Annotated in this window: 16 protein-coding genes; 9 read left to right on the top strand and 7 right to left on the bottom strand. The window is 60.3% G+C overall.

Annotated features, from left to right (window positions below):
- Positions 1-9: 9 nt before the first annotated feature.
- The 8 genes from accC (at position 10) to KKQ10_RS13405 (ending at position 11338) form a co-directional block, all read left to right on the top strand.
- Positions 10-1368 carry an acetyl-CoA carboxylase biotin carboxylase subunit gene (accC, locus tag KKQ10_RS13440; protein WP_045122275.1) on the top strand — a complete coding sequence of 453 codons (1359 nt, stop codon included), beginning with the start codon at positions 10-12 and terminating at the stop codon, positions 1366-1368.
- Between the two features lie 265 nt (positions 1369-1633).
- Positions 1634-2512: a 50S ribosomal protein L11 methyltransferase gene (gene prmA / locus KKQ10_RS13435; RefSeq protein ID WP_042557472.1), complete on the top strand. Its 879-nt coding sequence runs from the start codon at positions 1634-1636 to the stop codon at positions 2510-2512.
- A gap of 30 nt (positions 2513-2542) precedes the next feature.
- Positions 2543-3817 (top strand): DUF3426 domain-containing protein, encoded by a 1275-nt coding sequence (locus tag KKQ10_RS13430; protein WP_215501364.1) that lies wholly within the window; start codon positions 2543-2545, stop codon positions 3815-3817.
- Between the two features lie 185 nt (positions 3818-4002).
- Positions 4003-5013: a tRNA dihydrouridine synthase DusB gene (dusB, locus tag KKQ10_RS13425; RefSeq protein WP_025111764.1), complete on the top strand. Its 1011-nt coding sequence runs from the start codon at positions 4003-4005 to the stop codon at positions 5011-5013.
- On the top strand, positions 5010-5330 hold the full coding sequence (gene fis, locus KKQ10_RS13420; protein ID WP_003221275.1) for a DNA-binding transcriptional regulator Fis: 321 nt from the start codon (positions 5010-5012) through the stop codon (positions 5328-5330). Before dusB ends, fis begins: the two co-directional genes overlap by 4 nt.
- Positions 5331-5412: 82 nt before the next feature.
- A complete protein-coding gene (gene purH / locus KKQ10_RS13415; protein ID WP_215501363.1) occupies positions 5413-7020 on the top strand; it encodes a bifunctional phosphoribosylaminoimidazolecarboxamide formyltransferase/IMP cyclohydrolase in 1608 nt (535 codons plus the stop codon).
- A gap of 148 nt (positions 7021-7168) precedes the next feature.
- Positions 7169-8464: a phosphoribosylamine--glycine ligase gene (gene purD / locus KKQ10_RS13410; RefSeq protein ID WP_127649104.1), complete on the top strand. Its 1296-nt coding sequence runs from the start codon at positions 7169-7171 to the stop codon at positions 8462-8464.
- Positions 8465-8563: 99 nt separating this feature from the next.
- Entirely contained in the window at positions 8564-11338 is a 2775-nt protein-coding gene (locus KKQ10_RS13405; RefSeq protein WP_215501362.1) for a hybrid sensor histidine kinase/response regulator, read from the top strand.
- A 30-nt stretch (positions 11339-11368) separates the two neighbouring features.
- On the opposite strand, the gene KKQ10_RS13400 is transcribed toward KKQ10_RS13405, so the two are convergent.
- The gene (locus KKQ10_RS13400) at positions 11369-12079 is read right to left on the bottom strand and encodes a hypothetical protein (protein ID WP_215501361.1); all 711 of its coding nucleotides are present in this window, start codon (positions 12077-12079) and stop codon (positions 11369-11371) included.
- A 57-nt stretch (positions 12080-12136) separates the two neighbouring features.
- Complete coding sequence (locus KKQ10_RS13395; RefSeq protein WP_215501411.1) at positions 12137-12928, bottom strand: hypothetical protein; 792 nt, start codon at positions 12926-12928, stop codon at positions 12137-12139.
- A gap of 248 nt (positions 12929-13176) precedes the next feature.
- On the opposite strand from KKQ10_RS13395, the gene tspR reads away from it, so the two are divergent.
- Positions 13177-13773: a type III secretion system genes modulator TspR gene (gene tspR, locus KKQ10_RS13390; protein ID WP_025111770.1), complete on the top strand. Its 597-nt coding sequence runs from the start codon at positions 13177-13179 to the stop codon at positions 13771-13773.
- Between the two features lie 70 nt (positions 13774-13843).
- Here tspR and KKQ10_RS13385 read toward each other — a convergent pair whose 3' ends face one another.
- The 5 genes from KKQ10_RS13385 to cobG all read right to left on the bottom strand — a co-directional run bounded on the left by KKQ10_RS13385 (position 13844) and on the right by cobG (position 25863).
- Entirely contained in the window at positions 13844-20935 is a 7092-nt protein-coding gene (locus KKQ10_RS13385; protein WP_215501360.1) for a TcdA/TcdB pore-forming domain-containing protein, read from the bottom strand.
- 576 nt (positions 20936-21511) lie between these two features.
- Positions 21512-23215, bottom strand: coding sequence for a precorrin-3B C(17)-methyltransferase (cobJ, locus tag KKQ10_RS13380; protein WP_127649099.1), 1704 nt, complete (start codon positions 23213-23215; stop codon positions 21512-21514).
- Complete coding sequence (locus tag KKQ10_RS13375) at positions 23215-23949, bottom strand: precorrin-2 C(20)-methyltransferase (RefSeq protein ID WP_115675182.1); 735 nt, start codon at positions 23947-23949, stop codon at positions 23215-23217. The genes cobJ and KKQ10_RS13375 overlap by 1 nt, the downstream gene beginning before the upstream one ends.
- On the bottom strand, positions 23946-24572 hold the full coding sequence (locus tag KKQ10_RS13370) for a precorrin-8X methylmutase (protein WP_127649096.1): 627 nt from the start codon (positions 24570-24572) through the stop codon (positions 23946-23948). Before KKQ10_RS13370 ends, KKQ10_RS13375 begins: the two co-directional genes overlap by 4 nt.
- Entirely contained in the window at positions 24565-25863 is a 1299-nt protein-coding gene (cobG, locus tag KKQ10_RS13365; protein WP_252191588.1) for a precorrin-3B synthase, read from the bottom strand. Before cobG ends, KKQ10_RS13370 begins: the two co-directional genes overlap by 8 nt.
- Positions 25864-25967: the final 104 nt, after the last annotated feature.

The following is a 25967-nucleotide window of genomic DNA, read 5'->3' as shown; positions in this document are numbered from 1 at the left end:
GAGCCTTTGATGACTGCGAAGTTGGAAAAAGTTCTGATCGCTAACCGCGGTGAGATCGCCCTGCGGATTCTGCGTGCCTGCAAAGAGATGGGCATCAAGACCGTCGCCGTTTACTCCAAGGCCGACAAAGAGCTGATGCACCTGGGTCTGGCAGACGAATCCGTCTGCATCGGCCCGGCTTCTGCCGCTCAGTCCTACCTGCACATCCCGGCCATCATCGCTGCCGCTGAAGTGACTGGCGCCACCGCCATTCACCCAGGCTACGGTTTCCTTGCGGAAAACGCCGACTTCGCCGAGCAGGTCGAGAACTCCGGCTTCGCTTTCATCGGCCCGAAAGCCGACACCATTCGCCTGATGGGCGACAAGGTATCGGCCAAGCACGCGATGATCGAAGCAGGCGTTCCAACCGTTCCAGGTTCTGACGGCCCGCTGCCGGAAGACGAAGAGACGGCGCTGCGCATCGGTCGTGAAGTCGGCTACCCGGTGATCATCAAGGCCGCTGGCGGCGGTGGTGGTCGCGGCATGCGCGTGGTGCACAAGGAAGAAGACCTGATCGCCTCGGCGAAACTGACCCGCTCCGAAGCAGGCGCGGCGTTCGGCAATCCGATGGTCTATCTGGAAAAATTCCTGACCAACCCGCGTCACGTCGAAGTCCAGGTCCTGTCCGACGGCCAGGGTCACGCTATCCATCTGGGCGACCGCGATTGCTCGCTGCAACGTCGTCACCAGAAGGTTCTCGAAGAAGCGCCGGCACCGGGCATCGACGAGCAAGCGCGCCAGGAAGTTCTGGCTCGCTGCGTCAAGGCGTGCATCGACATCGGCTACCGTGGCGCCGGCACTTTCGAGTTCCTGTACGAGAACGGTCGTTTCTACTTCATCGAAATGAACACCCGTGTTCAGGTGGAGCACCCGGTTTCGGAAATGGTCACCGGTATCGACATCGTCAAGGAGATGCTCAGCATCGCCGCTGGCAACAAGCTGTCGTTCACGCAGGATGACGTGGTGATCCGCGGTCACTCGCTGGAGTGCCGGATCAACGCTGAAGACCCGAAAACCTTCATGCCGAGCCCGGGCACGGTCAAGCATTTCCACGCCCCAGGCGGCAACGGCGTTCGCGTCGATTCGCACCTGTACAGCGGTTATGCCGTTCCGCCGAACTACGACTCGCTGATCGGCAAGCTGATCACTTACGGCGCTACCCGCGACGAAGCCATGGCCCGCATGCGCAACGCCCTGGACGAAATCGTGGTTGACGGGATCAAGACCAACATCCCGCTGCACCGTGATCTGACCCGCGACGAAGGCTTCTGCAAAGGGGGCGTGAACATTCACTACCTCGAGCACAAGCTGGCTGGCGAGAAGCACTAAGCTTCAGCCCGCACCTGACAAAGCCGCCTTCGGGCGGCTTTGTTGTTTCAGCACATTACATCCCCCTGTAGGAGTGAGTCTGCTCGCGATGGCGATGGTGCTGTCGACACATGTACTGGATGTGCCGACCTCATCGCGAGCAGGCTCACTCCTACAAGGGAATGGCGTTTCAAGTCTCTCCCACAAACCGCGCGCGCTCGCGTAAACTTGCGCGCTTCTCGCTGGCCGCTAGGCTGCAATCATATTTTTTTCAAAGGTGCCCGCCATGCCTTGGCTGCAAGTACGCCTCGCCATCAGCCCGGAACAAGCCGAAACCTACGAAGACGCTTTCCTTGAAGTCGGCGCCGTTTCGGTGACCTTCATGGACGCCGAAGATCAGCCGATCTTCGAGCCGGAACTCAACACCACCCCGCTGTGGGCGCACACTCATCTGCTGGCCCTGTTCGAGGGCGGCACCGAGCCTGCGCCGGTACTGGCGCATCTGGAACTGCTGACCGGCAGCCCGCTGCCGGAGCACCACAGCGAAGTCATCGAAGACCAGGATTGGGAACGCAGCTGGATGGACGGTTTCCAGCCGATGCGTTTCGGCCAGCGTCTGTGGATCGTGCCGAGCTGGCACGCCGCCCCGGAGCCTGATGCGGTCAACCTGCTGCTGGACCCGGGCCTGGCGTTCGGCACCGGCACACACCCGACCACCGCACTGTGTCTGGAATGGCTCGACGGTCAGGACCTCAAAGACTGCAACGTGCTGGACTTCGGCTGCGGCTCGGGGATTCTGGCGATCGCCGCCCTGCTGCTCGGCGCGAAAGAAGCCGTCGGCACCGACATCGACGTGCAGGCGCTGGAAGCCTCGCGCGATAACGCCGGGCGCAACAATATTGCCGACGAACTGTTCCCGCTGTACCTGCCGCAAGATCTGCCGCAGGTCAAAGCCGACGTACTGGTCGCCAACATTCTGGCCGGCCCGCTGGTTTCCCTGGCGCCGCAACTGTCCAGCCTGGTCAAGTCCGGCGGTCGTCTGGCGCTGTCGGGCATCCTCGCCGAACAGGGCGATGAAGTCGCCGCCGCTTATGCGCAGGACTTCGATCTTGACCCGATCGCCAATCGCGATGGCTGGGTGCGTATCACTGGCCGTCGGCGCTAGAATGACCGCCTGCATAAACCGGATCGCCGCATGACCGACAGTTTCGTCACCCAGTGCCCGCATTGCCAAACCAGCTTCCGCGTCAGCCATGCTCAATTGAGCGTGGCCCGTGGGGTGGTTCGCTGCGGCTCCTGCCTGCAAGTGTTCAACGCGGCCAAACAGCTGCTGGAACAACACGCGGGCAAGGAAGCGGTGACGCCGGTCGCGCCAGCGATTGCCGAGCAGGCTGCACAACCACCTGAACCCATCCAGCCACCGGCCATCGACGACCTGCCCGCACCGCGCGCCATCAGCCAAAAGCAATGGAACGCCAACGAGATGGATCTGGACAGCCTGGATCTGGACGAAGAACTGGCCCGCCTCGAACAACGGGAAATCCAGCCGACCACCGAATTCGGCCGCCAGCGCGAAGAATCCCTGAGCGCCCGACGTGACAGCCCTGAAGCCGATGAAACGGTGTGGCGCGACAGCCTGTTCAGTGCACGCGATGATGAGCGCCTGCCCGAGCCCGAAGATGAGGCCGAACAGCAGATCATCGAGCCCGAGCCGGCAAAAACCGCGCGCACCGAGCCTTCGTTGTCGCTGGAACCGGTGGACCTGGACGACGAGCCGCCGATTCCGCAACTGCGCCTGCACGATCCGATCGATCCGAATGCCCGTCGCGAACGCCTGTCAGCCAGCGCTGAACCCGAAGATGACGAACTGCCGTCAGTCGAACCGCTGCGCAAAAAGCGTGACCGCGCAGAACCCGGCGTTCGCGCCGAAGTCCTGCAGGACCTGACCGACGACCCGCTGCAACTGGACTGGCAGAAACGCCGCTCGCCCTGGGGCCGGCGCCTGCTCTGGAGTTTGCTGGTGCTGCTGGCTGCTGCCGGCCTTGCCGGGCAGTACATCGCCTATCATTTCGACGAACTGGCGCGTCAGGATCAGTACCGTCCGTGGTTCCAGCAATTCTGTCCGCAGATTGGCTGCACGGTGCCGTCCAAGGTCGACATCGCCAAGATCAAGAGCAGTAATCTGGTGGTGCGCAGCCATCCGGAATTCAGCGGTGCACTGGTGGTCGACGCGATCATCTATAACCGCGCGACGTTCTCCCAGCCATTCCCGCTGCTGGAGCTGCGCTTCGCCGATCTCAACGGCCATCTGATCGCCAGTCGTCGCTTCAAACCCGGCGAATACCTCAACGGCGACCTCGAAGGCCTGGCGGAAATGCCGCCGCAAACGCCGATCCACATCGCGCTGGATATCCTCGATCCAGGTCCCAAAGCGGTGAATTACAGCCTGAGTTTCCACTCACCCGAGTGAACCGCTGCACCGCTTCAGGTTTGACGGCGGTTTTCTGACTGGGCTCAGGCCAACCAAACCGCTGGCAATAACAGAATAACTGTTCAGATTTTGTTCAATTCAGCCTTTATCCAGTCATCGAGAGCGGGTATCATGCCAACCCTTTTTCGAACTCTCATGATCCGGCCCCACTTCAGGGAAGTCCTATGTCGGCGGTACGCATCGGCCCATATACATTGCAGAACGGTTTGATTCTCGCCCCGATGGCGGGGGTTACCGATCAGCCCTTTCGTCAGCTTTGCAAGCGTTTGGGCGCAGGGCTTGTAGTCTCGGAAATGGTCACCAGTGACATGAGCCTGTGGAATACCCGCAAGTCGCGCATGCGCATGATCCACGAAGGCGATCCCGAGCCACGCTCGGTACAGATTGCCGGTGGTGACGCGCAAATGCTGGCGGATGCAGCCCGGGCCAACGTCGAGCTGGGCGCACAGATTATTGATATCAACATGGGTTGCCCGGCAAAGAAGGTCTGTAACAAGGCCGCCGGCTCCGCGTTATTGAAAGACGAAGCACTGGTTACCGAGATCCTGCAGGCCGTCGTCGCTGCAGTGGATGTGCCGGTGACCCTGAAGATCCGCACCGGATGGGATCGCGACAACAAGAACGGCCTGACCGTGGCGAAGATCGCCGAGCAGGCCGGGATCACCGCGCTCGCAGTGCATGGCCGCACGCGCGCCGATCTGTACACAGGTGTTGCCGAGTACGACACGATTGCCGCGATCAAGCAGGCGGTGTCGATCCCGGTGTTTGCCAATGGCGATATAGATTCGCCGGAAAAGGCCCGTTACGTGCTCGACGCGACCGGTGCCGATGGCCTGCTGATAGGCCGGGCTGCCCAGGGGCGGCCATGGATTTTTCGTGAGATCGAACACTTCCTGCGTACCGGCGAAAAATTGCCGGCGCCGGAGCTGATCGAAGTGGAACGCATCCTGCTGGAGCATCTGGCCGCACTTCATGCCTTCTATGGGGACGTGATGGGCGTACGTATTGCCCGCAAGCATGTGGGCTGGTATCTCGCAACCTTGCCGGGCGCCAGGGAGTTTCGCGCCCACTTCAATCGTTTGGATGGTACGGAAACACAATGCGCCAACGTTCGGGAGTTCTTCGCCGAACGTTACAAGAGCCTGACAGGGGACGAAGAAGGGGTGGCCGCATGACGATGATGACCGAGACTTTAGTGAGTGGAACAGCACCCGTGAGCGACAACGTGAATTTGAAACAGCACCTCAATACCCCGAGCGAAGAAGGTCAGACCCTTCGCGGGAGTGTCGAGAAGGCGCTGCACAATTATTTCGCCCACCTTGAGGGCGCGTCCGTCACGGATGTGTACAACCTGGTGCTCTCCGAAGTCGAGGCTCCCCTGCTCGAAAGCGTGATGAACTACGTCAAGGGCAACCAGACCAAGGCCAGTGAGCTGCTGGGACTCAACCGCGGCACACTGCGCAAGAAACTCAAGCAGTACGATCTGCTGTAAGCATTCAATCAAACCAGAAAGGCGCCCGCGTAAAACCGGTCGCCTTTTTTGCTGACTTCCCTTGCTTTTGATGGAAATTGAGATGACCGACCAGACTACCCGCCTGCCGATCCGCCGCGCCTTGATCAGCGTTTCCGACAAGACCGGGATCCTCGAATTCGCCAAGGAGCTTGAAGCTCTGGGCGTCGAGATCCTCTCCACCGGCGGGACGTTCAAGCTGCTGCGCGACAACGGTGTTGCTGCAGTGGAAGTCGCGGACTACACCGGCTTCGCGGAAATGATGGACGGTCGGGTGAAGACCCTGCACCCGAAAATCCACGGCGGGATCCTCGGTCGTCGCGGTATCGACGACGCAATCATGAACGAACACGGCATCAAGCCGATCGACCTGGTTGCCGTTAACCTCTACCCGTTCGAAGCCACCATCAGCAAGCCAGGCTGCGACCTGCCGACCGCCATCGAAAACATCGACATCGGCGGCCCGACCATGGTCCGTTCGGCGGCGAAAAACCATAAAGACGTGGCGATCGTGGTCAACGCCAGCGATTACGCCAACGTTCTGGAAAACCTCAAGGCCGGTGGCCTGACCTACGCTCAGCGTTTCGACCTGATGCTCAAGGCCTTCGAACACACCGCGGCCTACGACGGCATGATCGCCAACTACATGGGCACCGTGAACCAAGCTGCCGAGACCCTGAGCACCGAAGGCCGCAGCGAATTCCCGCGCACCTTCAACAGCCAGTTCATCAAGGCCCAGGAAATGCGCTACGGCGAGAACCCGCACCAGAGCGCGGCGTTCTACGTGGAAGCCAAGCCGGCCGAAGTCGGCATCGCCACCGCGACCCAACTGCAAGGCAAAGAGCTGTCGTACAACAACGTGGCCGACACCGACGCCGCGCTGGAATGCGTGAAGAGCTTCGTCAAGCCAGCCTGCGTGATCGTCAAGCACGCCAACCCGTGCGGCGTGGCCGTGAGCCCGGACGCCGAAGGCGGTATCCGTCAGGCCTACGAACTGGCCTACGCCACCGACACCGAGTCGGCCTTCGGCGGCATCATCGCCTTCAACCGTGAACTGGATGCCGAGACCGCCAAGGCGATCGTCGAGCGTCAGTTCGTTGAAGTGATCATTGCCCCAAGCGTCAGCGAAGAAGCTCGCGCCATCGTCGCCGCCAAAGCCAACGTGCGCCTGCTGGCCTGTGGCGAATGGTCGGCGGATCGTGTTCCGGCCTGGGACTACAAGCGCGTCAACGGTGGCCTGCTGGTACAGAGCCGCGACATCGGCATGATCGGTGCCGACGACCTGAAAGTGGTGACCAAGCGTGCACCGACCGAACAGGAAATCCACGACCTGATCTTCGCCTGGAAAGTCGCCAAGTACGTTAAGTCCAACGCCATCGTCTACGCCAAGAACCGTCAGACCATCGGTGTCGGCGCCGGCCAGATGAGCCGCGTCAACTCGGCACGTATCGCTGCAATCAAGGCGGAACACGCTGGTCTGCAAGTGGCTGGTTCGGTGATGGCATCGGACGCGTTCTTCCCGTTCCGCGACGGTCTGGACAATGCGGCCAAGGTCGGTATCACTGCGGTGATCCAGCCGGGCGGTTCGATGCGTGATGCTGAGGTGATTGCTGCTGCTGACGAAGCCGGCATCGCCATGGTGTTCACCGGCATGCGCCACTTCCGTCACTGATACACCGCTCCCTCTGTGTAGGAGCTGCCGCAAGCTGCGATCTTTTGATCTTGCTGTTGAAAGAGCAAAAGATCGCAGCCTTCGGCAGCTCCTACAGGTTCAGTCCGCAGAGGTTTGGAAGCGCCCCACAGAATTTGAGGTTTTTGAAATGAATGTTTTGATCATTGGCAGCGGTGGCCGTGAACACGCCCTGGCCTGGAAAGTGGCTCAGGATCCGCGTGTGCAGAAGGTTTTCGTCGCGCCGGGCAACGCCGGTACCGCGATTGAAGCCAAGTGCGAGAACGTCGCCATCGACGTGCTGGCCCTTGAGCAACTGGCCGACTTCGCCGAGAAAAACGTTTCCCTGACCATCGTCGGTCCGGAAGTGCCGCTGGTGGCTGGCGTGGTCGATCTGTTCCGCTCCCGTGGCCTGGACTGCTTCGGTCCGACCGCTGGTGCTGCGCAGCTGGAAGGTTCGAAAGCCTTCACCAAGGACTTCCTGGCTCGCCACAAGATCCCGACCGCCGACTACCAGAACTTCACCGAGATCGAGCCGGCCCTGGCTTATCTGCGTGAAAAAGGTGCACCGATCGTGATCAAGGCCGATGGCCTGGCCGCCGGTAAAGGCGTGATCGTTGCCATGACTCTGGCCGAAGCCGAAGACGCCGTGCGCGACATGCTCGCCGGCAATGCGTTCGGCGACGCCGGTTCGCGCGTCGTGATTGAAGAGTTCCTCGACGGCGAAGAAGCCTCGTTCATCGTCATGGTCGACGGCAAGAACGTCCTGCCGATGGCCACCAGTCAGGACCACAAACGTGTCGGCGACGGCGACAGCGGCCCGAACACTGGCGGCATGGGTGCCTACTCCCCTGCCCCGGTGGTCACCGCCGACGTGCACCAGCGCGTGATGGATCTGGTGATCTGGCCGACCGTTCGCGGCATGGCCGAAGAAGGCAACGTCTACACTGGCTTCCTGTATGCCGGTCTGATGATCGACAAGGCCGGCAACCCGAAAGTCATCGAGTTCAACTGCCGCTTCGGCGACCCGGAGACTCAACCGGTGATGCTGCGTCTGCAGTCGAGCCTGGTGCTGCTGGTCGAAGCCGCCCTGGCGCAAGCGCTGGACAAGGTTGAAGCGCAGTGGGATCCACGTCCGAGCGTCGGCATCGTATTGGCCGCTGGCGGCTACCCGGGCGACTACGCCAAGGGCGCAGCGATCAACGGTCTGGACGCAGCCGCCAGCCTGGAAGGCAAAGTCTTCCACGCCGGTACCGCGCTCAAAGATGGCAAGGTGGTCACTGCCGGTGGTCGCGTACTCTGCGCCACGGCAATGGGCGCCAGCGTGAGCGAAGCCCAGCAGCAAGCCTACAAGCTGGCCGCCGCCATCGACTGGGAAGGCTGCTTCTACCGCAAGGACATTGGCTACCGCGCCATTGCCCGTGAACGTGGCGAAACCCAGGAATAAGTTGTCCTTCACGTCCGGCGCGGGATGCAGTCCCTCGCCGGGCTGTTCCGCCGCCGCGCATCGTTATATTCTGGCATCAACCTACGAAGGGATTTCGCCGTGCGCTGGCTCAGGATTGCCATAAGTTTCACCGTCACGCTGTTGACCTTGCTCTGCATGCTCCCGGCCCAGGCCGCGCAAGGCAGTGGCTGGTCGGTATTGCTTGACGATCAAGGCAACCTGCAACTGAGCGACATCCGCTCGACTCGCTACACCAATCAATTCAGCCCCATCGAACTGGACCGCCTCACGGCCGCCGAGCCCGATGGCGCACTGTGGCTGCGCTTCAAACTGGCGCCGGGCAAGCACGAACAAGTGCTGCGAATCTTCGCCCCCGACCTGTCCAGCCTCAGCCTTTACGTGCTGGACGGCGACAAGCTGATCGAGCAACGAACCTCCGGCACCCACCAGCCACAGGTCGAACGGCCGCTGCCGAGCAGCGATTTCCTGCTGCCGCTGCCGCAAAGCGACAAGCCCCTCGACGTCTACCTGCGGATGGTTTCCGATCATCAGCTGCGCCCGCACATCACCCTGCAATCGGCAGTGATGAGCGCTGCCAACCAGAACCAGACACTGATCTTCGGCCTGCTGTTCGGCTGCCTCGGCATGTTGCTGCTGCACAATATCGTGCGCTACGCCTACTCACGTTCGCGCAGCAGCCTGTGGCTGGCCATCTGCGAAGGCCTGCTGGGCCTGAGCCTGCTGCTGTTGCTCAACCTCGCCGGTCCGTGGCTGCCGAACTGGCACGCGATCCAGACCCCGGGCGCTTATCTGGCGCTGCTGCTGACCGCCCCGGCCGGGCTGATGTTCGCCCTGCGCTTCTTCGCCCCGCTCGGCGCGCACCCGCTGAACAAATTGTTGCTGGGCGACATTCTGTTCATCGTGATCTGCAGCCTGCTGCTGTTGTTCGTCAACACCCTGCCGCTGAACATCATCACCTATGCGCTGGTGGCCCTGGCCGGTCTGAGCATGCTGCTGGTCGGCGTCTATCACTGGCAGAAGGGTTACCGTCCGGCGCGGCTGTTCGTTGCCGCGATGGTGGTGTTCAACGTCGGCACGTTGATCATCCTGCCGGCACTGCTGGGGTTGACCCTGGTGGCACCGCAAGGCCTGATCATGACGCTGATGGCCTTCATTTGCGTCAGCGGCCTGCTGATGAGCATCGCCTTGGGTGAACGTCAGCGCAGCATCACCGAAAGCCGTTTCAGCATCAGCCGCGACCTCGCCGCGAGCAACGCCGAGATCAACGCCAAGGCCGAATTCCTCGCCAAGATCAGCCACGAAATCCGCACCCCGATGAACGGCGTGCTGGGCATGACCGAGTTGCTGCTGGGCACGCCACTGTCGGTCAAGCAACGCGATTACGTGCAAACCATCCACAGCGCCGGCAACGAACTGCTGACGTTGATCAACGAGATTCTCGACATCTCCAAACTCGAATCCGGGCAGATCGAACTGGACGACGTGCAGTTCGACCTCAACGCGCTGATCGACGATTGCCTGAGCATCTACCGGGCCAAGGCCGAACAGCAGAACGTCGAGCTGATCAGTTTCATCCAGCCGCAAGTGCCGCGCGTCATCAGCGGCGACCCGACCCGTTTGCGCCAGACATTGCTGAGCCTGCTGGAAAACGCCCTGAAGAAAACCGACGAAGGCGAGGTGCTGATTGTCGTCGCCCTCGACGAGCGCAGTGTCAAACCGCGCCTGCGCATCGCCGTGCAGGACAGCGGACAGCCGATGGATGCGGAAGAGCGCGACGCGCTGCTGCACGCCGAACTGCACAGCAAGCACTTCCTCTCCGCCAACCGTCTGGGCGGCAATCTCGGGCTGGTGATCGCCCGGCAACTGATCCGCCTGATGCACGGCGAGTTCGGGATCAAAAGCGGTGCCAATCAGGGCAGCACCTTGTGGCTGACCCTGCCGCTGGACCCCGACCGTCTCGAACACCCGACCTCCGACCTCGACGGCCCGCTGCAAGGTGCACGAGTACTGGTGGTGGACGACAACGACACTTGCCGCAAGGTGCTGGTGCAGCAATGCAGCGCCTGGGGCCTGAACGTCAGCGCCGTGCCGTCGGGCAAGGAAGCGCTGGCGCTGCTGCGCACCAAGGCGCACCTTCGTGACTACTTCGATGTGGTGCTGCTGGACCAGAACATGCCCGGCATGACCGGCATGCAGCTGGCGGCCAAGATCAAGGAAGACCCAAGCCTGAACCACGACATCCTGCTGATCATGCTCACCGGCATCAGCAACGCGCCGAGCAAGATCATCGCGCGCAATTCCGGGATCAAGCGCATCCTCGCCAAACCGGTGGCTGGCTATACGCTCAAGACCACGCTGGCCGACGAATTGAACCAGCGCAACAAGGGCCAGGTGGTGTTCCAGCCGCAAGTGGTCACGCCTGCCACAGCAGCCAAGGTGCCGAGCGACTTCCGCATCCTCGTCGCCGAAGACAACACGATTTCGACCAAAGTGATTCGCGGCATGCTCGGCAAGCTCAACCTGCAACCGGACACCGCCAGCAACGGCGAAGAAGCCCTGCAGGCGATGAAAGCCCAGCGTTACGACCTGGTGCTGATGGACTGCGAAATGCCGATCCTCGACGGCTTCTCGGCAACCCAGCAACTGCGCGCGTGGGAAGTCAGCAACCAGCGTATCCGCACACCCATCGTCGCGCTGACCGCGCACATCCTCGCCGAACACAAAGAGCGCGCACGGCAGGCCGGAATGGACGGACACATGGCCAAACCGGTGGAGTTGTCGCAGTTGCGCGAACTGATTGAACATTGGGTTGCGCAGCGCGATCAGCAGAACCGCACCGCCTCGACCTTTTGAGCGGGCGCACCGCGCCTGCCCGGCCGAGACTCAATCGGCTGCGACAATCACTTCATCGGCCAACGTCAACAACGCAACGTTGTCCTCCAGCCTGTCCTTGATTTTCAAGGCAATGGCTTCGCGTACCGACGCGTAGAGGGTTTCGGACAAGCAGGCCGCGGCATAACGCATGCACACGCTGCCGTGCACCTCCCCAGACTGAAATTGCTCAGCCAAAGGGTTGCTACCGAGAACCTGGCCGGTCTGAAGCTCGAGGTAGACACTTGTCACCGACGTCGGCGTGTTCGCGACAGCTACCAGCAAGCGCACAGCCTTGGCGCAAGCAGGCCCATCAGCGGATTGCGCCGGGGAGATTTTCTGCATATGCCTGCGTAACAAATCCATCGCCGGCTCGGTACCGGACAGCCCAGTCAGTTGTTGCAGCGCCAGAGACACCGCGCCGCTGTTATCCACCGCTTCGCTGCACATCGCTGCGACAACCCAATCGCCGACAGAACCGCTGATTTCTTTTCCGACAGTCCAATCCCTTCGTGCTCTCGAATGCCGTAGCCAATAGTTATCGAGCAACTCCATGTAGACGTTATACCAGTCGATATCCGCAGTTTTTTCGAGTTTTTTGTTGGCCGCCAACTGCGCGAGCAACATCGACTCGATCAAATCCTTATAGCGCGCGGGTTCATGCGCTTTCGGCAGTAGCACGACAGCGGCTCCGATGATCAATACAGAATATTCGCCACTCACTTCAACGCCCTCGACAATAATAAGGCAGCCAATCAATGGCTACCTTATTTGGATCAATCAGATTTCAATGTCTACGATCAGGTCTTTATGCGGAATCAGTTTGCTTTTGATCGATTCACGAACGGCATCGGCAACCCATGTATTTTTGGCAAATACCGTTTCGCCTCGATACAGGTTTACATTGCGCACATCGACGTCCACAAACAACACTTGGGTCGATGTGCTCCCGCGCTGAAAACGCACGGCTCCCACCGCCATGATGGCTTCACCTTCGACTTCGACACACGCGCCCGCCGAAATGCCGCCGACACCCTGTTCCAACAGGTTGCGCTCATAAGCCGTCAGCGCTGCGGTATCACGCTTCTGCAGGGCTCCAATCGCATCACTCGCGACCTTGAGCATCAATGCGCTGGTCGGACCCGGCAAGGCCACACCGGCCACCAGCGAACCGAGAATTTCCAGCACCAGTTTGTCCATGCGAACGCTGGTGCCGCCGACCTGCAGGTCACTGTAGTACTTGCTGACTGGCGTCCAGCCCGCGAGGGTCATGACTTCGCGAAAGCGCAGATACCATTCTTTGCCCTGATGTTCTTCAGGGTACAGTTTGTTCGCCGCACGGGTGGCGAAGAGAAAAGCGTTTTCAGCATCAGAACGATTCTGGGCACTGAGTTTTCCGGAAAAACCCAGGGCACCTTCACCGACAATGGAACCTTTGGATGGCGCCTCGACTTCGTCAGCCGCTGCCATCAAGGCACGAGGACGAATAGTCAACTGCTCGCCGACATCGCACTCTTCAATCGCCTTGATACAGGCAGAAATATAACTTTCACGAATAATTTTATTATGCACAACAGACATCCTTATTAAATATAAACAAGCTCCTCTTGAACTTGCAAATCAACAATAACCAAACTAACAAACAACCACAAACCTTAACCTGTAACATGATATCCAGATAAACAGACCACCACTAAAACTCGATAACTAACAACAAGCAATCCAAAAACATTCCTTCCAGGACCTCCTCTTTCACCCCCACAAACAACTAACCGACTGATAGACTCGCTGCCATCACTCTCCGTATGCGAGCCGCTCCCATGCTCCACGTGTTATTCAGCGTTTACCTGAAGATGCTGGTGCTCTACAGCCCGTTCTTCGTGTTGTCCTGCTTCATCAGCCTGACCCGTGGTTACTCGCGCAAGGAACAGCGGCGCCTGGCCTGGAAGGTGGCGGTGGCCACCCTGGTTTCCAGCGTTCTGCTGTACCTGTTCGGGCGAGTGATTTTCGATGTGTTCGGGATCACCGTGGACGCCTTCCGGATCGGCGCCGGCAGTGTGCTGTTCATCTCGGCGCTGGGCATGGCCCAGGGCAAGCCGGCCGTACAGGCGGATAACGTGCAACAGGACGTGACCATCGTGCCGCTGACCATTCCACTCACGGTCGGTCCCGGCACCATTGGTGCCCTGCTGGTGATGGGCGTCAGCCAGCCACACTGGGATGACAAGCTCACCGCCATCATGAGCATCGCCCTGGCCAGTTTCACTGTCGGCGTGGTGCTGTATCTGTCGAACCGGATCGAGCGGATTCTGGGCGATCAGGGTTTGCAGATCGTCAGCCGGCTGATGGGGTTGTTTGTCTGTGCGCTGGCGGCGCAGATCATCTTTACCGGCGTGAAGGGCTATCTGGTTCCCTGAATTCACTGACGAAAGTAAAAGGCCGCGAACAGAATCTTTCGCGGCCTTTTTTATCGGTACGAGCTCAAGGCTATCCCACCAGACTGCCTTCCAGCTCAGCAGTCGATACCGTTAGAAGTTCACCCAGCGTTGCACTGTCATGCGCGCTCCGTTGAGCGACCAGCCTCTGCACCAGGGTCGAAACGGCATAAGGTCGATGCCCTTCGAACCCGAGCAAAGCGTCGCCGCGCAAGGTGACATCCGCTGCATACACTTCACGAAAAATCACGCTGTGCCCGCTGTCCGGGTCAATGATCACCAAGTGTTCCTGAACGATGCTCAGCAACAGTTTTTCAGGACTATCCAGCTCCCAGATCAACTTGCCGGGAATCGTTTGTGCATTGCCCAGCGCATGCCGACAGTCGAGGATCACCGACTCAAGCCTCAGCCAGGCAGCCTTCGACAATAGGTAACTGACCGCACCTTGCCCCATGCGCAGAATCAGGGTCGTGACGTCGTCGGGCATCAGTGGCAGAACATCGCCAACCTGCTTCTGGCCTTCAATGACCAGTACCTCGGCATTACGCCAGACATAACTGAGTGGCCCGGCATGCCCCCTGCCCGGATAAGTCAGCAGCAGTCCATTCTTGTTTTCATGAAGCAATACGTTGGTTTGCCGTTGCGTTCCCAATAGCTCAAAGGACTCTGGAAGCGCGGTTTTTGCCACCCGAATCACACGTTCGGTATCGACTACGAACCATATCAGACTGCCAACATCCTCTACCGACAGCACTGCCTCATGAGGTTGGCTGTCCACCAATTGTTTGAGGTTATCGTGCGCTCGCCCCTCCTGAGACAGGACCCACTCATGGGTGATGCCGGTGAGCAATGCCGGTTCTTGATAACGCAGCTTGAGTACCACGCCTTCAAGTGTCGTACCGCGCAGTCCGGCTCCCTCAACCGTCACCTCGGCGAACTGCCAAGGCGCCCATTCACGCTCGGCGGCGGGTAGCGCATCAGCTAGCAGCAATCGCGAGCCTTCGCCAAATGCAGGTTCCAGGCGCTGCGGATCGATGAACGCCTGACGATAGACTTCGCCGCTCGACACATCGAATAACCAGGCGGCTTCGCTATCAGGGGTAACGCTGAGCAGGCGCACTTCTTTGCCATGGCCCAAATCAGCCAGCAACAATCGATTGCCGACGTACCAGGCGCACAACTTCGCGTTATCGGCGAAGTTGCTCAGGCCGACCAGGGCAAAGCTCTCAGCCGCGTACTGCCGGGCAAGCGGTTCCAATGCGGACCACCAGTACATCCGATTCTTTAACCACGACTCGCCAAGACCTCCCAGTGTCAGGTACCCCTGGGGAGACAGATTGAAGAACAGGCCCTCCGACGTCAGCGCCAGGTACCCGCCTTGGACTGCCTCGACATTCTGCAGGTTCGCCGGCTGTCGCCATGTTTCGGACCACTGTCCTTTGCCCTCCACCAGGGTGCGTTGCTTACGGCACAGCTGCTGCCTGAGCCTGTCGTAGATGACAAACACATCACTGCCGTCCGCGGGTGTAAGCAATGTCAGGTCGGTCATGTTCTTGATCGAATCGGCCCAGCCGCGCCCGCGGTGACGCCGCGGAGAGGGGCGGATGATCAGATGGTCACTGTCGCGAACCCAGGCCATGTCCCGTGCATTCGCTTCGAACTTCCAGCAGACCGAAACAAAGGGCGCCGGCTGCCAGTCGACGTTGGAAACGTCATCATCGTCAACAACAGGCCTAAGAACGTAATAGCTGCCAAGCACCTGCGACCAGTCAGCCAGTGTGTCGCTGGCACTGAAGACTGATTCCAGCCCCGGATCCATGTCGCGGGTGACCGAACTCAGCAGCAGTTGCCCGTCATGGATCACGTACACCAACACATCGCTGATCTGACCTTCGCGAGCAATTTCCTGTACGACATGAATCACCCCCTGCGCGTCCGCCTCAATGCTCTTGATGGTGGCTCCCGTGTCTTTAGGCAGTATCCGATAACGATAACTGAGCAATCCGGTGACTGCGTCGACTTGCCAAATCACGAAACCCTGCGGTTCGTAGAAATAGCCGTAGCCGCCAGCTACCGTTCCTAGCAGCGCTTCATCCGCGGCGAGTACATCCTTGCTGCGGATGTACAGGAGGCGTTCCTCCTTCGCGTCGTACCAGGCGGTGGTGTAACGGGGCTCACTCGGCTCCTCGTACGGAATCAGATAGTGATGAACCGGCGTATACGGCATCACCAAACGATGCTCCTGAGCCAGTCCCTTGAGATGTTCCTGCAACGTCTGCCGATCCATGCCCGAAGGCACATCCTGCTCGACGAGGCTCATCTGCCGTTTTCCGCGATCAAGCTGGAACAGCTGATTGTTGGCGATCCGGATCAGGACTTCATGAAGTCCCCGGCCCTTGAACTCCACCTTGACGGTACCGATCTGCAGGCCCGCCGCTCCCCCCAGAACAACATCGCTCTCGTTGGCCCACGACGCCTCCAGCACCCATGGGGAGGTAGTAATGCTGGGTGACTCAAGTGTCAGACTCACCCCGGGATTGAGCACCAATGCACATTGCTTGCCGGCGCCCTGAACCCGATAGGCGACTTTTCCGTGCCATACCGGCGGCAGAACGGGTATCACCAGCGAGCGCTCGACGGCATCGAGCAGCACATCGATCACTGTCGGCGTATAGACCGGGAACAGGCGATAAAGAATGTACTCACTCGGAAACGAATAGAAGGAAAACAGGAACAGCCTTGCGCCGTCCGCTTTCTTTTTCTCCAGGCGCCGGGCCGTGTCGAACCCGGGGTCATGGCGCAGCGTGGCGAAGGGCAGCGCCTTGTACTCGTAGCTGTAACAGGTTTGCGGTGTGCAGGGCAGCACGATGATCTGCCCGGTGGGCGGAGTGAATTTTATCTGGCTAGGCAGGTTCAGTTCCCGACGGATGTTGATCGCCCGCTCGTAATCGTCGTCAAAGGTCGGTACCCCGAAATGGTCGCGCAGCGGGTACAGTTTCGGGCTGTCGAGCAGCAGTTTGCCGGCGGCCAGATCCAGCGCCTGGACGATCAGCGATGAGTGCGGTACCCACGCCCCTAAAGCGCCGTCGAATCGATAGCCTTGACGATGCGCCTTCTCGATTTCATCGAAAAACAGCCCGACCTGTTTGGCTTCTTCGGCAATGGTGGCGAAGCCCTGGACCACTGCCGCCAATCCCACTGCCAGCCCCCCCAGAATCACGGCTGCCCCGCCCAGGAACGCCCCGGCGACTGTGGCGCCGGCAGCGTAAGCGCCCAACGACAACACCAGACTCGCCGAGTCGAAGGCCAATTGCGTCCCGAACTGGGCTCGCTCAACATCATTGTCCGCAGTCGCCAATTGATAAATGTCGAACCCGACATTCGCCAGTTGCAACAGTCCGCCGGTCGCTTCGCCCACGCTCGGCCCCACAGCGGCTTTGACCACTGGGGCGACGGTACGGGCAATCAGTTTCTCTTCAGCCAGCGCCTGCCGGACCAAACCCACCAGGCCCGCTACATCGGCAACGTTGCCATGCACCAATTGCGCGTAATTGACATAGGCGTGCAACCGGACAGCCATAGTCAGGGGTTTGTCCGGCCCTTCCTGTCTCCTCAGCGCATTCATCAGCGCTTGAATGGCGAAGCCGGCGTTCAGGGTGTGAACGCTACCCACATCAGTGGGATCGACGGGGTCCCCCGGGACGGATGGTTTGTTGGCCAAGGCTGCAAAACGTTCCGAGAGGTAGTTTTTAATGCGCAAGAGCCGATGGTCGTCGGAGGTGATGCGTACCAGGTGCTCAGGGTTTTCAGGGTTGATCAGGCTCATCCGGTAGGCCCCGTCCGGCATGACCTCCAGGGTTTCGAACAACGGCACAAGCTTCGGTGCCAGCTGATTTTGCTGCCGGAGGCGGGATGTCACTTGCTCGATTTGTTGCCCCCACCAATGACCGTCCAGTTCCAGCAGACAACTGCCCAGACGAGAGTTACTCATCAATGATTGTCCGCGGGCACTGGCCAGACGCTGCCTCACCGGGCGTCGCGACTCTCCCGGCAATGTGCCGGGTTGCAGAAGTTGCGAGACCCGAATTGCGCCAGGCAATGCCACCTTCGACACCCGCGCGCCATCCAGTTCGATCAGATCGAAGGTCGGATGCGCCGTATCGCCATAGGCTGCATAGGGTCCGGCCATCTTCTGTTCAAGGAAGAACTGCTCCAGTGCCCGTCTGAACGCGGCCGGTTGATCGAACTCCAAAACACCGAAATTCGGATCGTAAAAGTGATAGGTGCTGTGTTCGCCCTCAATGGTTTTGGCCACGAGCATGGCGTGATTATCGGAGTTGAGCATCAGCGTGCTGGTGATTGTTCTGGTGCTCAGTATGTCGACGACCTGATTCAGATCCGAGCGCGCCAGCGCGCTGCCCACCTCGCTGATTTGCACGCCACGCAATGCTTCCAGACTGTGTAGAAAAATTGCTGAATCGCTTGTCTCAGGCTCCAGAACCCCCAAATAGAATCGCTCGCGTAGGGTATTGGCCGCAGCCTTTCCCTCCGACAATGCCGCCGCCATCACCAAGGCCAGTGGATAACAACGTCCACCCAACGCATCCCCTGTGCCTTGAAGCATTAAATCTTGCGGTACAAGCTTGGTGTTGGCCGCTTCAATGCCGCCCATAACAACCCCGACGCGCTCGGCAACCTGATCACGGAATTCAAGTTTCGCCACCTGCTGGATTCTGGCGACGTGCTTGCCCCATTGACGCAAAGTCAGTGGTTGCTCCAGCGCATTTTTTTTCAACCCCAAGGCGGTTTCGGAGTGGGCTGGCGGATGATCGACAGGGCTGGCAAGCCCGGCCAGAAACGCCGGAGCCTGGCGTTGGTACAGTGCGTGCTCGATCATCGCGTAGCGGCCCGCCGTCCCCAGCTTGCCGAGGCTATTGGCGAGACTCTCCAGTTGCGGGCGAGCCGCGTCGAAGCTCTGGTTATCCACCGCCGGTGCGCCGATCAAGGCTGCCAGCAGCAGGCGCTGCAAGGGGCTCACCTGATTGGCTATGACCGTGCCCTTGGCGAGTCGGCTCAGCAGTTCATCGATCGATAACTGTTGCGTCTGCGGATCGCTCAACAATCCAGGAGGCCGTGTACTAACACTTTGCGCGAGGATCGACTGACGCTCATCAAAGCTCAGTCGGACAGCCTTGTCGAAAGTCACTGCTCCGTCATGGCAGTTATTCATCATGCGCATGAACGGTTCACCCAACTCATCGGCCAGATGCTGCAACAGGTCGGTGGACACGACATGACGCCCCTCGATCACCGGCCAGCCTTCTGCGAAATCAATGGTGCGGTATTTGAGCAACTGTGCCAGATCGCCCGCGTAACGGGTTTTGAATTGCCCCGCTTGCCAACGACTTACCTCGTTGCTCAGCCATTGTCCGGTGTCACTTTCATTCTCTTTCCAAGAATGATCGAGCTCCTCCTCAGTCGCCCGGTTGACGGTGGCAATGGCCGGGATTGCAGCCTCCGCTCGCCATGCTTCGGCGGTTCGCGACGTAAAATGCGTCCTTTCGTAGTCCATCATGCCATCGCGCATGGCCGCAGGACCGGTCAGATAGATGGTCACCTCGCTCTGGGGGCGGATGCCGTCGCTGTAGTAGGTTGCGGCCGCCTGAACCAGAAAAGACACCGCCAGGTCTTGTTCCTCCGGCAGGTTGTGTAGCGCACCGAAAACCTGCGTCGCGGCCTCTTGCGCAAGGCCAATCATGGCCTCGGCATCAGTGAGGGCAACATTTTTCTCATCGGCCAGGCGGGCCGTGGCATCGACAATTTCATAATTGAGCCTGAAACGCTCGCGCACGGTTTTGAGCATCGCTGACCCGGGATGGGCCATCAGGAAAGCGTTGCTCAGGCTACTTTGTTCGGCGACGGCTCGTAGACCATCCGGTTGAACCAGACGTTCTACCGGGGGACGAAAAACGCGGTTCAATTCAGGTTGGCTTTCAGCGAAGCGCTCGAGTGCTTCGCGATGCTCCAGCGGGATCTGCTCAAAATAATTGGTGTACCTGCTGCGCAATGCCTGACGGCCGGGCATCCACTCGGGATTGCGGTCGAGCATCAACTGCAGCACGCCCAGACGCGCGTCAGTCTTGAATGCAAGGATATCCACCCCGCCCAGTTTTTCCAGCAACGGCGGTAGATTATCGACATCGGCATAACTGCCACCCTCGGCAATCAGGGCCTCGACACGAACGACATCGGAAGCCGCCGCAAAATTGCCTCGCAGACTGATCTCGCGCTCGTAGATATCCGCCAAATGCAGCGGTGCCTCAGCGACAGCCAAATCGCGCAGTGCCAGCCCCCCTTCGACCAATGCCAAGAGGCTGAGTCGGTTACTGCTTTTCAAGGCGTTCAGGCGCGCCTCGTCCTGGCCATAGGCTCGAACCAGTAAATCGATTCTGGCAGCATCCGCGCTGCTGCCGCTTTCTACGGCCTTCGTAATGTGCGCGTACATTTGCTGCTTCAGAACGATGGCGCGCTCTTCATAGCGGTCGCCCAATTCATTTGCATCGGCACTGGTTTGCCCGCCATTGAGCATGGCATCGGCCTTGGCGGCTTCGACAATGATCCGGTTGGTTTCATAGGCCAGCAGCGCGTCGCTGTCGTACCAGAGACTGAGGTTATAACCCTCTGCGACCATCACCTGCTTCCAAATGTTGATGTAATCGCGCTGGACCTCCCCGACGCCCCCACCCAGCCAGACAAAATGCAGATTTTTCGGCACCTCGGTGGCGGGTATTTTCAGCTGTTCGAGACTGTTGTGCAGGCGCGCCTGGAAATCCTCCACTCTGTTGCAGATATCCGCCAGATCAGGCCCCTCGGCGACACCAGGACTCATGGGCGCTTCCGCCTCTGCCGCGCGACGACGCCGAGCACCTCCTTCCAGGGCCCCCAACGCTTGCTTGAGCAGCCCTAACGGCTCCAATAACCGGGAAGAGTCCGGCACATTGAAACAACCAAAGTAATATCGAAACACTGCATCATATTGTTCGGTACCTTTGTACGATATTAAGGCCTGCTCAAGGTCCTCCCGATTAAACAGACCTACAAAATCGACATAGCCATCCGCAATCGAGAACTTGGATTCACTCATAAACAACACTTCCATTTATCGTATATAAATAGCCGGGATCGACTCTAGACAATGATGATTCCACACGCGCACTCAGACATTCGTGCATTCCACCGATTTGTAACAATACAAACAGGCGCCGCCGTTCCTGGACGAACGCCAACATCACTTAATATCGAAAGAGCGCCATATAAAGTCTCTAAAACCAACTAACACCAAAAACCCGAAACAAAACTAACCCGCCACACAAACACGGCTCAACCAACAAGGAATTCAATTAATTACAGAGCAAACAGCACATCCACTGTTACAGACTTGACGCAAACAGCCTCGCTGACTAATGACATACACATTAAAGCCCTGAAAAAGCTCGTCATAGCCGGACCTTGTAACAGCCGTCTTAAGTTATGAGTTGTCACACTTGAAAAACACTGACATATAAGTCAAACGTCCTACAGCGCAGGATTAAAGTTCTGCCTGGACAGACAACCCGATCCCACTCGAATGACCGAACAGGCTTACACGCACAAATGCCGTAACAATCGGGAAAAAAGCGGGATTCAGGTGATGAAGGCGGCCCGAACGGGCCGCCAGGGTTCAGCAGAGGGGTTTGTTGCCATACCAGCGCGGTGTGTAGACCCAGTCGCCACCTTCGGCGCGAGGGAAAACGCAGGTGGTGGACGAGCCGATCAGCACCATGGTGCGCATGTCCACCTGCTCCGGCGTGAGCGCACCCAGTGTGGTGACCCGCAGCGTCTGGCCGGGCCGGCCGATGTCACGGCCCAGAACCACTGGGGTTTCAGGCGTGCGATGTTGTGCGACGATTTCCAGAGCACGGCCTAACTGCCACGGCCGAGAACGGGATATCGGGTTATAGAAAGCCAGCGCCAGATCGGCTGCGGCGGCCAGGTCCAGACGCTTCTCGATGATCGACCACGGCTTGAGGTTGTCCGACAGCGACATCACGCAGAAGTCATGCCCCAGCGGTGCACCGGCCTGCGCGGCGGTCGCCAGCGAAGCAGAAACCCCCGGCAGAATCTCCAGATCGACGCTGTGCCAGGCCGGCTCACTCGACTCGTGCAAGGCTTCCAGCACGGCAGCGGCCATGGCGAACACGCCGGGGTCACCGGACGAAACCACAATCACCGAACGCCCTTGGGCCGCCAGTTCGAAAGCGTGACGGGCACGCTGCATCTCCTCGCGGTTGTCGGTGCAATGCAGCACTTGATCCGGTCGAAACGGGCCGGCCATGCGTACATAGGTTTCATAGCCAAGCACATCCGTGGCTTTGGCCAGTTCGGCCTTCACCGCAGGCACCATCAATTCGGCAGCACCCGGGCCCAGGCCGATCACCGCCAGCCGACCGCGAGGGCGGCCGATTTGCGTAACGTCCAGGGGCTGTTCGGCGATTGCCAGCGCCAGGTTCGCGTCGATCGGGATAATCGTCGCACCGGGAACAGCCGCGCGAGCCAGTTCGCTGGCATCGCCGGCGGAGGAGGCAAAACGCAACGGAACACTCAGTTCAAGCGCCGCTTCGCGCAACGTCGGGTTGGCCATCTCCGTGGCTGGCGCCAGCAAGCACGCCAGCGATTGAACGGCGACTCGCGCCTGACGCAACGCCGCGCGTATCGCCTGGGGCAAATCCGCCACACTGGCACTGACCGCCAGCAAGACACTGCGCGGGTAGATCAATAATTCATTGGCGGCCGGCGTCCGTTCGGCGCTGCCGACATGGATCGACAAATGCGCCTGAGGATCTTGCGGCAACTGTGCTTGCGCCAACCAAGGTGCAGCGCCTTCGATGCGCACATGTTCGCCGGCCAGCAAGTCCGAAACGAAGCGCTTGCCCAGCTCCAGATCACCCAAGGCATAGCCGCTGGGTGGATTGAGCAGACAGGTGCCGAAACGCAATTCACCGCTGGTGGTGATCGCCGCCGCGACGTCGAGGCCAGCGGCAATTTCACGGGCCATGACATTCACTCCGCCGAGACCGCCGAGCAGTGGCACCACGGCGCTGCCGTCTTCGGCCACGGCCAGCACCGGTGGCTCGGCACCTTTTTCCAGCAGCAACGGCGCCAGGGTGCGGATCACAATCCCGGCGGCGCACAGCGCGATGATCGGCGTGTCCTGTTGATAAAGTTCGCGCAGGGTCGCGCCGAACTCGTGATAAACACGGTCCGCGCCTTCGACCCGTTCGGCCAATCCATGGATCAGCGCGCCCGGATACACCTGCTGAATCTTGCGTGCGGTCGCGAGGCTGCCATTGCCGAGAATGACAATCGCCGGAGCGGAATGGGCCATCAGCCTTGCCACCTTTCACCGGGAACGATGATCAACGAGAAGTACGGCGAGGACATTGGCTCGACCTGATCCAGCGGCACGATCTTCTGGTTGGCCATGGTCGCGCGCTCGACATACAGCGCACGCTCGGCCAGCCCGAGTTCTTCGAGCACCTGGCGGACTTTCGGGAAGTTGCGCCCCAGCTTCATGATCACCGCCGCGTCGGCATCGGCCAGGCGGCGCTTCAGATCATCATGCGGCAGCACGCCGGACAGCACCGACAGGCTCTGGTTGCGATACACCAGCGGCGCACCCAGCACCGACGCACCGCCGAGCATCGAGCACACGCCCGGTACCACTTCGGCTTCGTAGCGGGTGGACAGCCGGTCATGCAGATACATGTAGGAGCCGTAGAAGAACGGATCACCTTCGCAGATCACCGCCACGTCGCGGCCGGCGTCCAGATGCGCGGCCACCGTTTCGGCGGCTTCATCGTAGAAATCGCTGATCACTTGCTCGTACGACAGCGGCGCCGGCAACACTTCAGTCGTGACCGGGTACACCAGCGGCAGCAGATTCTGTGCGTCTTGCAGGTGCGCCTCGATGATGCCAAACGCGTTGCCCTTCTTGCCCTTGGCGACGAAGTACGCCACCACCGGGGATTCGCGTAGCAGGCGCAGGGCCTTCACGGTAATCAGTTCCGGATCACCCGGGCCGACGCCCAGACCGATCAAACGTCCTTTGGCTTGCATCATTCGATCTCCGTGGCGAGGGCATTCACTGCAGCGGCGGCCATGGCGCTGCCGCCGAGCCGACCTTGCATGATCACGAACGGGACGCCGCGACTGTCAGCCGCCAGCGCTGCTTTCGACTCGGCAGCGCCGACGAAGCCCACCGGGAAGCCAAGGATCAGCGCCGGTTTCGGTGCACCGGCGTCGAGCATTTCCAGCAGATAGAACAGCGCGGTCGGCGCATTGCCAATCACCACCACACTGCCTTCCAGGTGCGGACGCCACAACTCCAGCGCAGCGGCGGAACGGGTGTTGCCCAGCTCACGGGCCAGCGCCGGCACGCTGTCGTCGCGCAGGGTGCAGATCACCTGATTGTTGGCCGGCAGGCGGGCACGGGTCACGCCTTCGGAGACCATCCGCGCATCGCACAGGATCGGCGCGCCGGCCGCCAGCGCATCGCGCCCGGCCTTGCCCGCGCCTTCGCAGAACTGCAGACCATCAACGGCCTCGACCATGCCGCAGGCGTGGATCACCCGCACTGCGAGTTTTTCCAGATCGGCCGGGATGCGCGCCAGATTGGCCTCGCTGCGAATGATCGCGAAGGAGTTGCGATAGATCTCCTGACCGTCGCGGATGTAATCAAGCATCAAGGGGGCTCCGTGAGCGGGCGTCGAGCAGGGTCGCGGCCGCTTCAATAGTAAGGTTGCGTGCGTGCAGCGCGCCAAAACCCGGCTGCGTTGCATCGCGAAAATAGAGGTCGTAACGGCCGGGGCTGACGGCCAGCAATGTGGCTGGCGCGCGGTGCGCCGCCGCGCAGGAGCGTGGGCAACCGGACAGATGCACGTCCTGCGCCGTCGCCAACAACGTCGCCAACGCCCGCGCATCCTGCTTGGTGTCGGCCAGACCTTTGCCGCAGCCATTGGAACCGGTGCAGGCGATCAGCCGGGACAGCGGCTCGCCGTCATCAGTCAGCCATTGCAATTGCGCCAGCTGGCTCAGCACGAGCGCCGCGTCGGTGTGCTTGACGTTGGGCAGCAACAGGCTTTGCCACGGGGTGAAGCGCAGACTGCCATCGCCGAATTCGCGGGCCAGTCGAGCCGCGCCGCGCAGCATGGCCGGGTCAAGACGACCGAGCGCCGGCACCGCGCCGACATAGACAAAGTCACCGGTGTTTTGCCGGTGAATACCAAGGCGCAGATTATCCGCTGCCGCAGGGCGCTGCCAGTCAACGGCAGCGTTGATCGTCACGCGTTCGCGCAATGGCTCGAGAAAGGCCAGCATTGGCAGCTCATCGAGCAGATGGCGCATCCGCGTCTGCTCCGGGCGGGCCAGGTCGAGAAACAGTTCCAGCACAGCAACGACCAGGGCATGGCCGTTTTCCAGCGTCACCGCGCCGACCGCAGGATCGGTCGGACATCCGGCCAGACCGAAAGCCAGGTGTGTTTCACCGTCCCGCTGGAACGCCGAAAGCCACAGGTCATGGGGGTGTTCGAGCATCGCCAACGCTTCACCGCCATCCAGTTGCACGGCGAACTTGGCGCTCAACTCATGGAAACGCGGATGGCCTTGCAGCGTCGCGAGTATCTGCTCCGCCAAGGGCCGGGTGTCGAACTGCATCTGCCGGTCGATCCCCGCACTGGGGCTGAGCATCAGGTTACGCACATCGTCGCCGGCCGCCGTGCGCGGCCCGAGACCGGCGGCCAGCAGACTGTCGATCAACGCGGCAGACTGCTCACCGATGCCGCGAATCTGCAGGTTCGCGCGGTTGGTCGCCTCGATCGCGCCACTGGCGAAGCGCTCGGCGGCATCAGCCACCGCATCCGCCTGGTCGGCGCTGATCGAACCGCCATTGAGCTTGATCCGGCAGATACCGCCATCCAGTGCCTGGACGATACGCAGCAACCCCGGACAAGCCGAGGGGCGTAGAGCGGTGGACATCGGGCGTTCGTTCAAGGGATGACCGGCTGGCAGACAGCGCTGTGGTAGGCGAAAGGTCGCCATTATGCCTGCTTTGCCCGAGCGCATGAAAATGCCTGCCGGTC

This window comes from Pseudomonas sp. MG-9 (assembly GCF_018729515.1).
GTDB classification, from domain to species: Bacteria; Pseudomonadota; Gammaproteobacteria; order Pseudomonadales; family Pseudomonadaceae; genus Aquipseudomonas; species Aquipseudomonas serboccidentalis.
This window is presented reverse-complemented; position numbering and strand designations above follow the sequence as displayed.

Coding starts and splice junctions, on each gene's coding strand:
- prmA (WP_042557472.1), top strand. CDS start 1,634: ATGCCTTGGCTGCAAGTACGCCTCGCCATCAGCCCGGAACAAGCCGAA.
- dusB (WP_025111764.1), top strand. CDS start 4,003: ATGTCGGCGGTACGCATCGGCCCATATACATTGCAGAACGGTTTGATT.
- KKQ10_RS13385 (WP_215501360.1), bottom strand. CDS start 20,935: ATGAGTGAATCCAAGTTCTCGATTGCGGATGGCTATGTCGATTTTGTA.
- purH (WP_215501363.1), top strand. CDS start 5,413: ATGACCGACCAGACTACCCGCCTGCCGATCCGCCGCGCCTTGATCAGC.
- purD (WP_127649104.1), top strand. CDS start 7,169: ATGAATGTTTTGATCATTGGCAGCGGTGGCCGTGAACACGCCCTGGCC.
- cobG (WP_252191588.1), bottom strand. CDS start 25,863: ATGTCCACCGCTCTACGCCCCTCGGCTTGTCCGGGGTTGCTGCGTATC.
- accC (WP_045122275.1), top strand. CDS start 10: ATGACTGCGAAGTTGGAAAAAGTTCTGATCGCTAACCGCGGTGAGATC.
- KKQ10_RS13430 (WP_215501364.1), top strand. CDS start 2,543: ATGACCGACAGTTTCGTCACCCAGTGCCCGCATTGCCAAACCAGCTTC.
- tspR (WP_025111770.1), top strand. CDS start 13,177: ATGCTCCACGTGTTATTCAGCGTTTACCTGAAGATGCTGGTGCTCTAC.
- fis (WP_003221275.1), top strand. CDS start 5,010: ATGACGATGATGACCGAGACTTTAGTGAGTGGAACAGCACCCGTGAGC.
- KKQ10_RS13370 (WP_127649096.1), bottom strand. CDS start 24,572: ATGCTTGATTACATCCGCGACGGTCAGGAGATCTATCGCAACTCCTTC.
- KKQ10_RS13375 (WP_115675182.1), bottom strand. CDS start 23,949: ATGATGCAAGCCAAAGGACGTTTGATCGGTCTGGGCGTCGGCCCGGGT.
- cobJ (WP_127649099.1), bottom strand. CDS start 23,215: ATGGCCCATTCCGCTCCGGCGATTGTCATTCTCGGCAATGGCAGCCTC.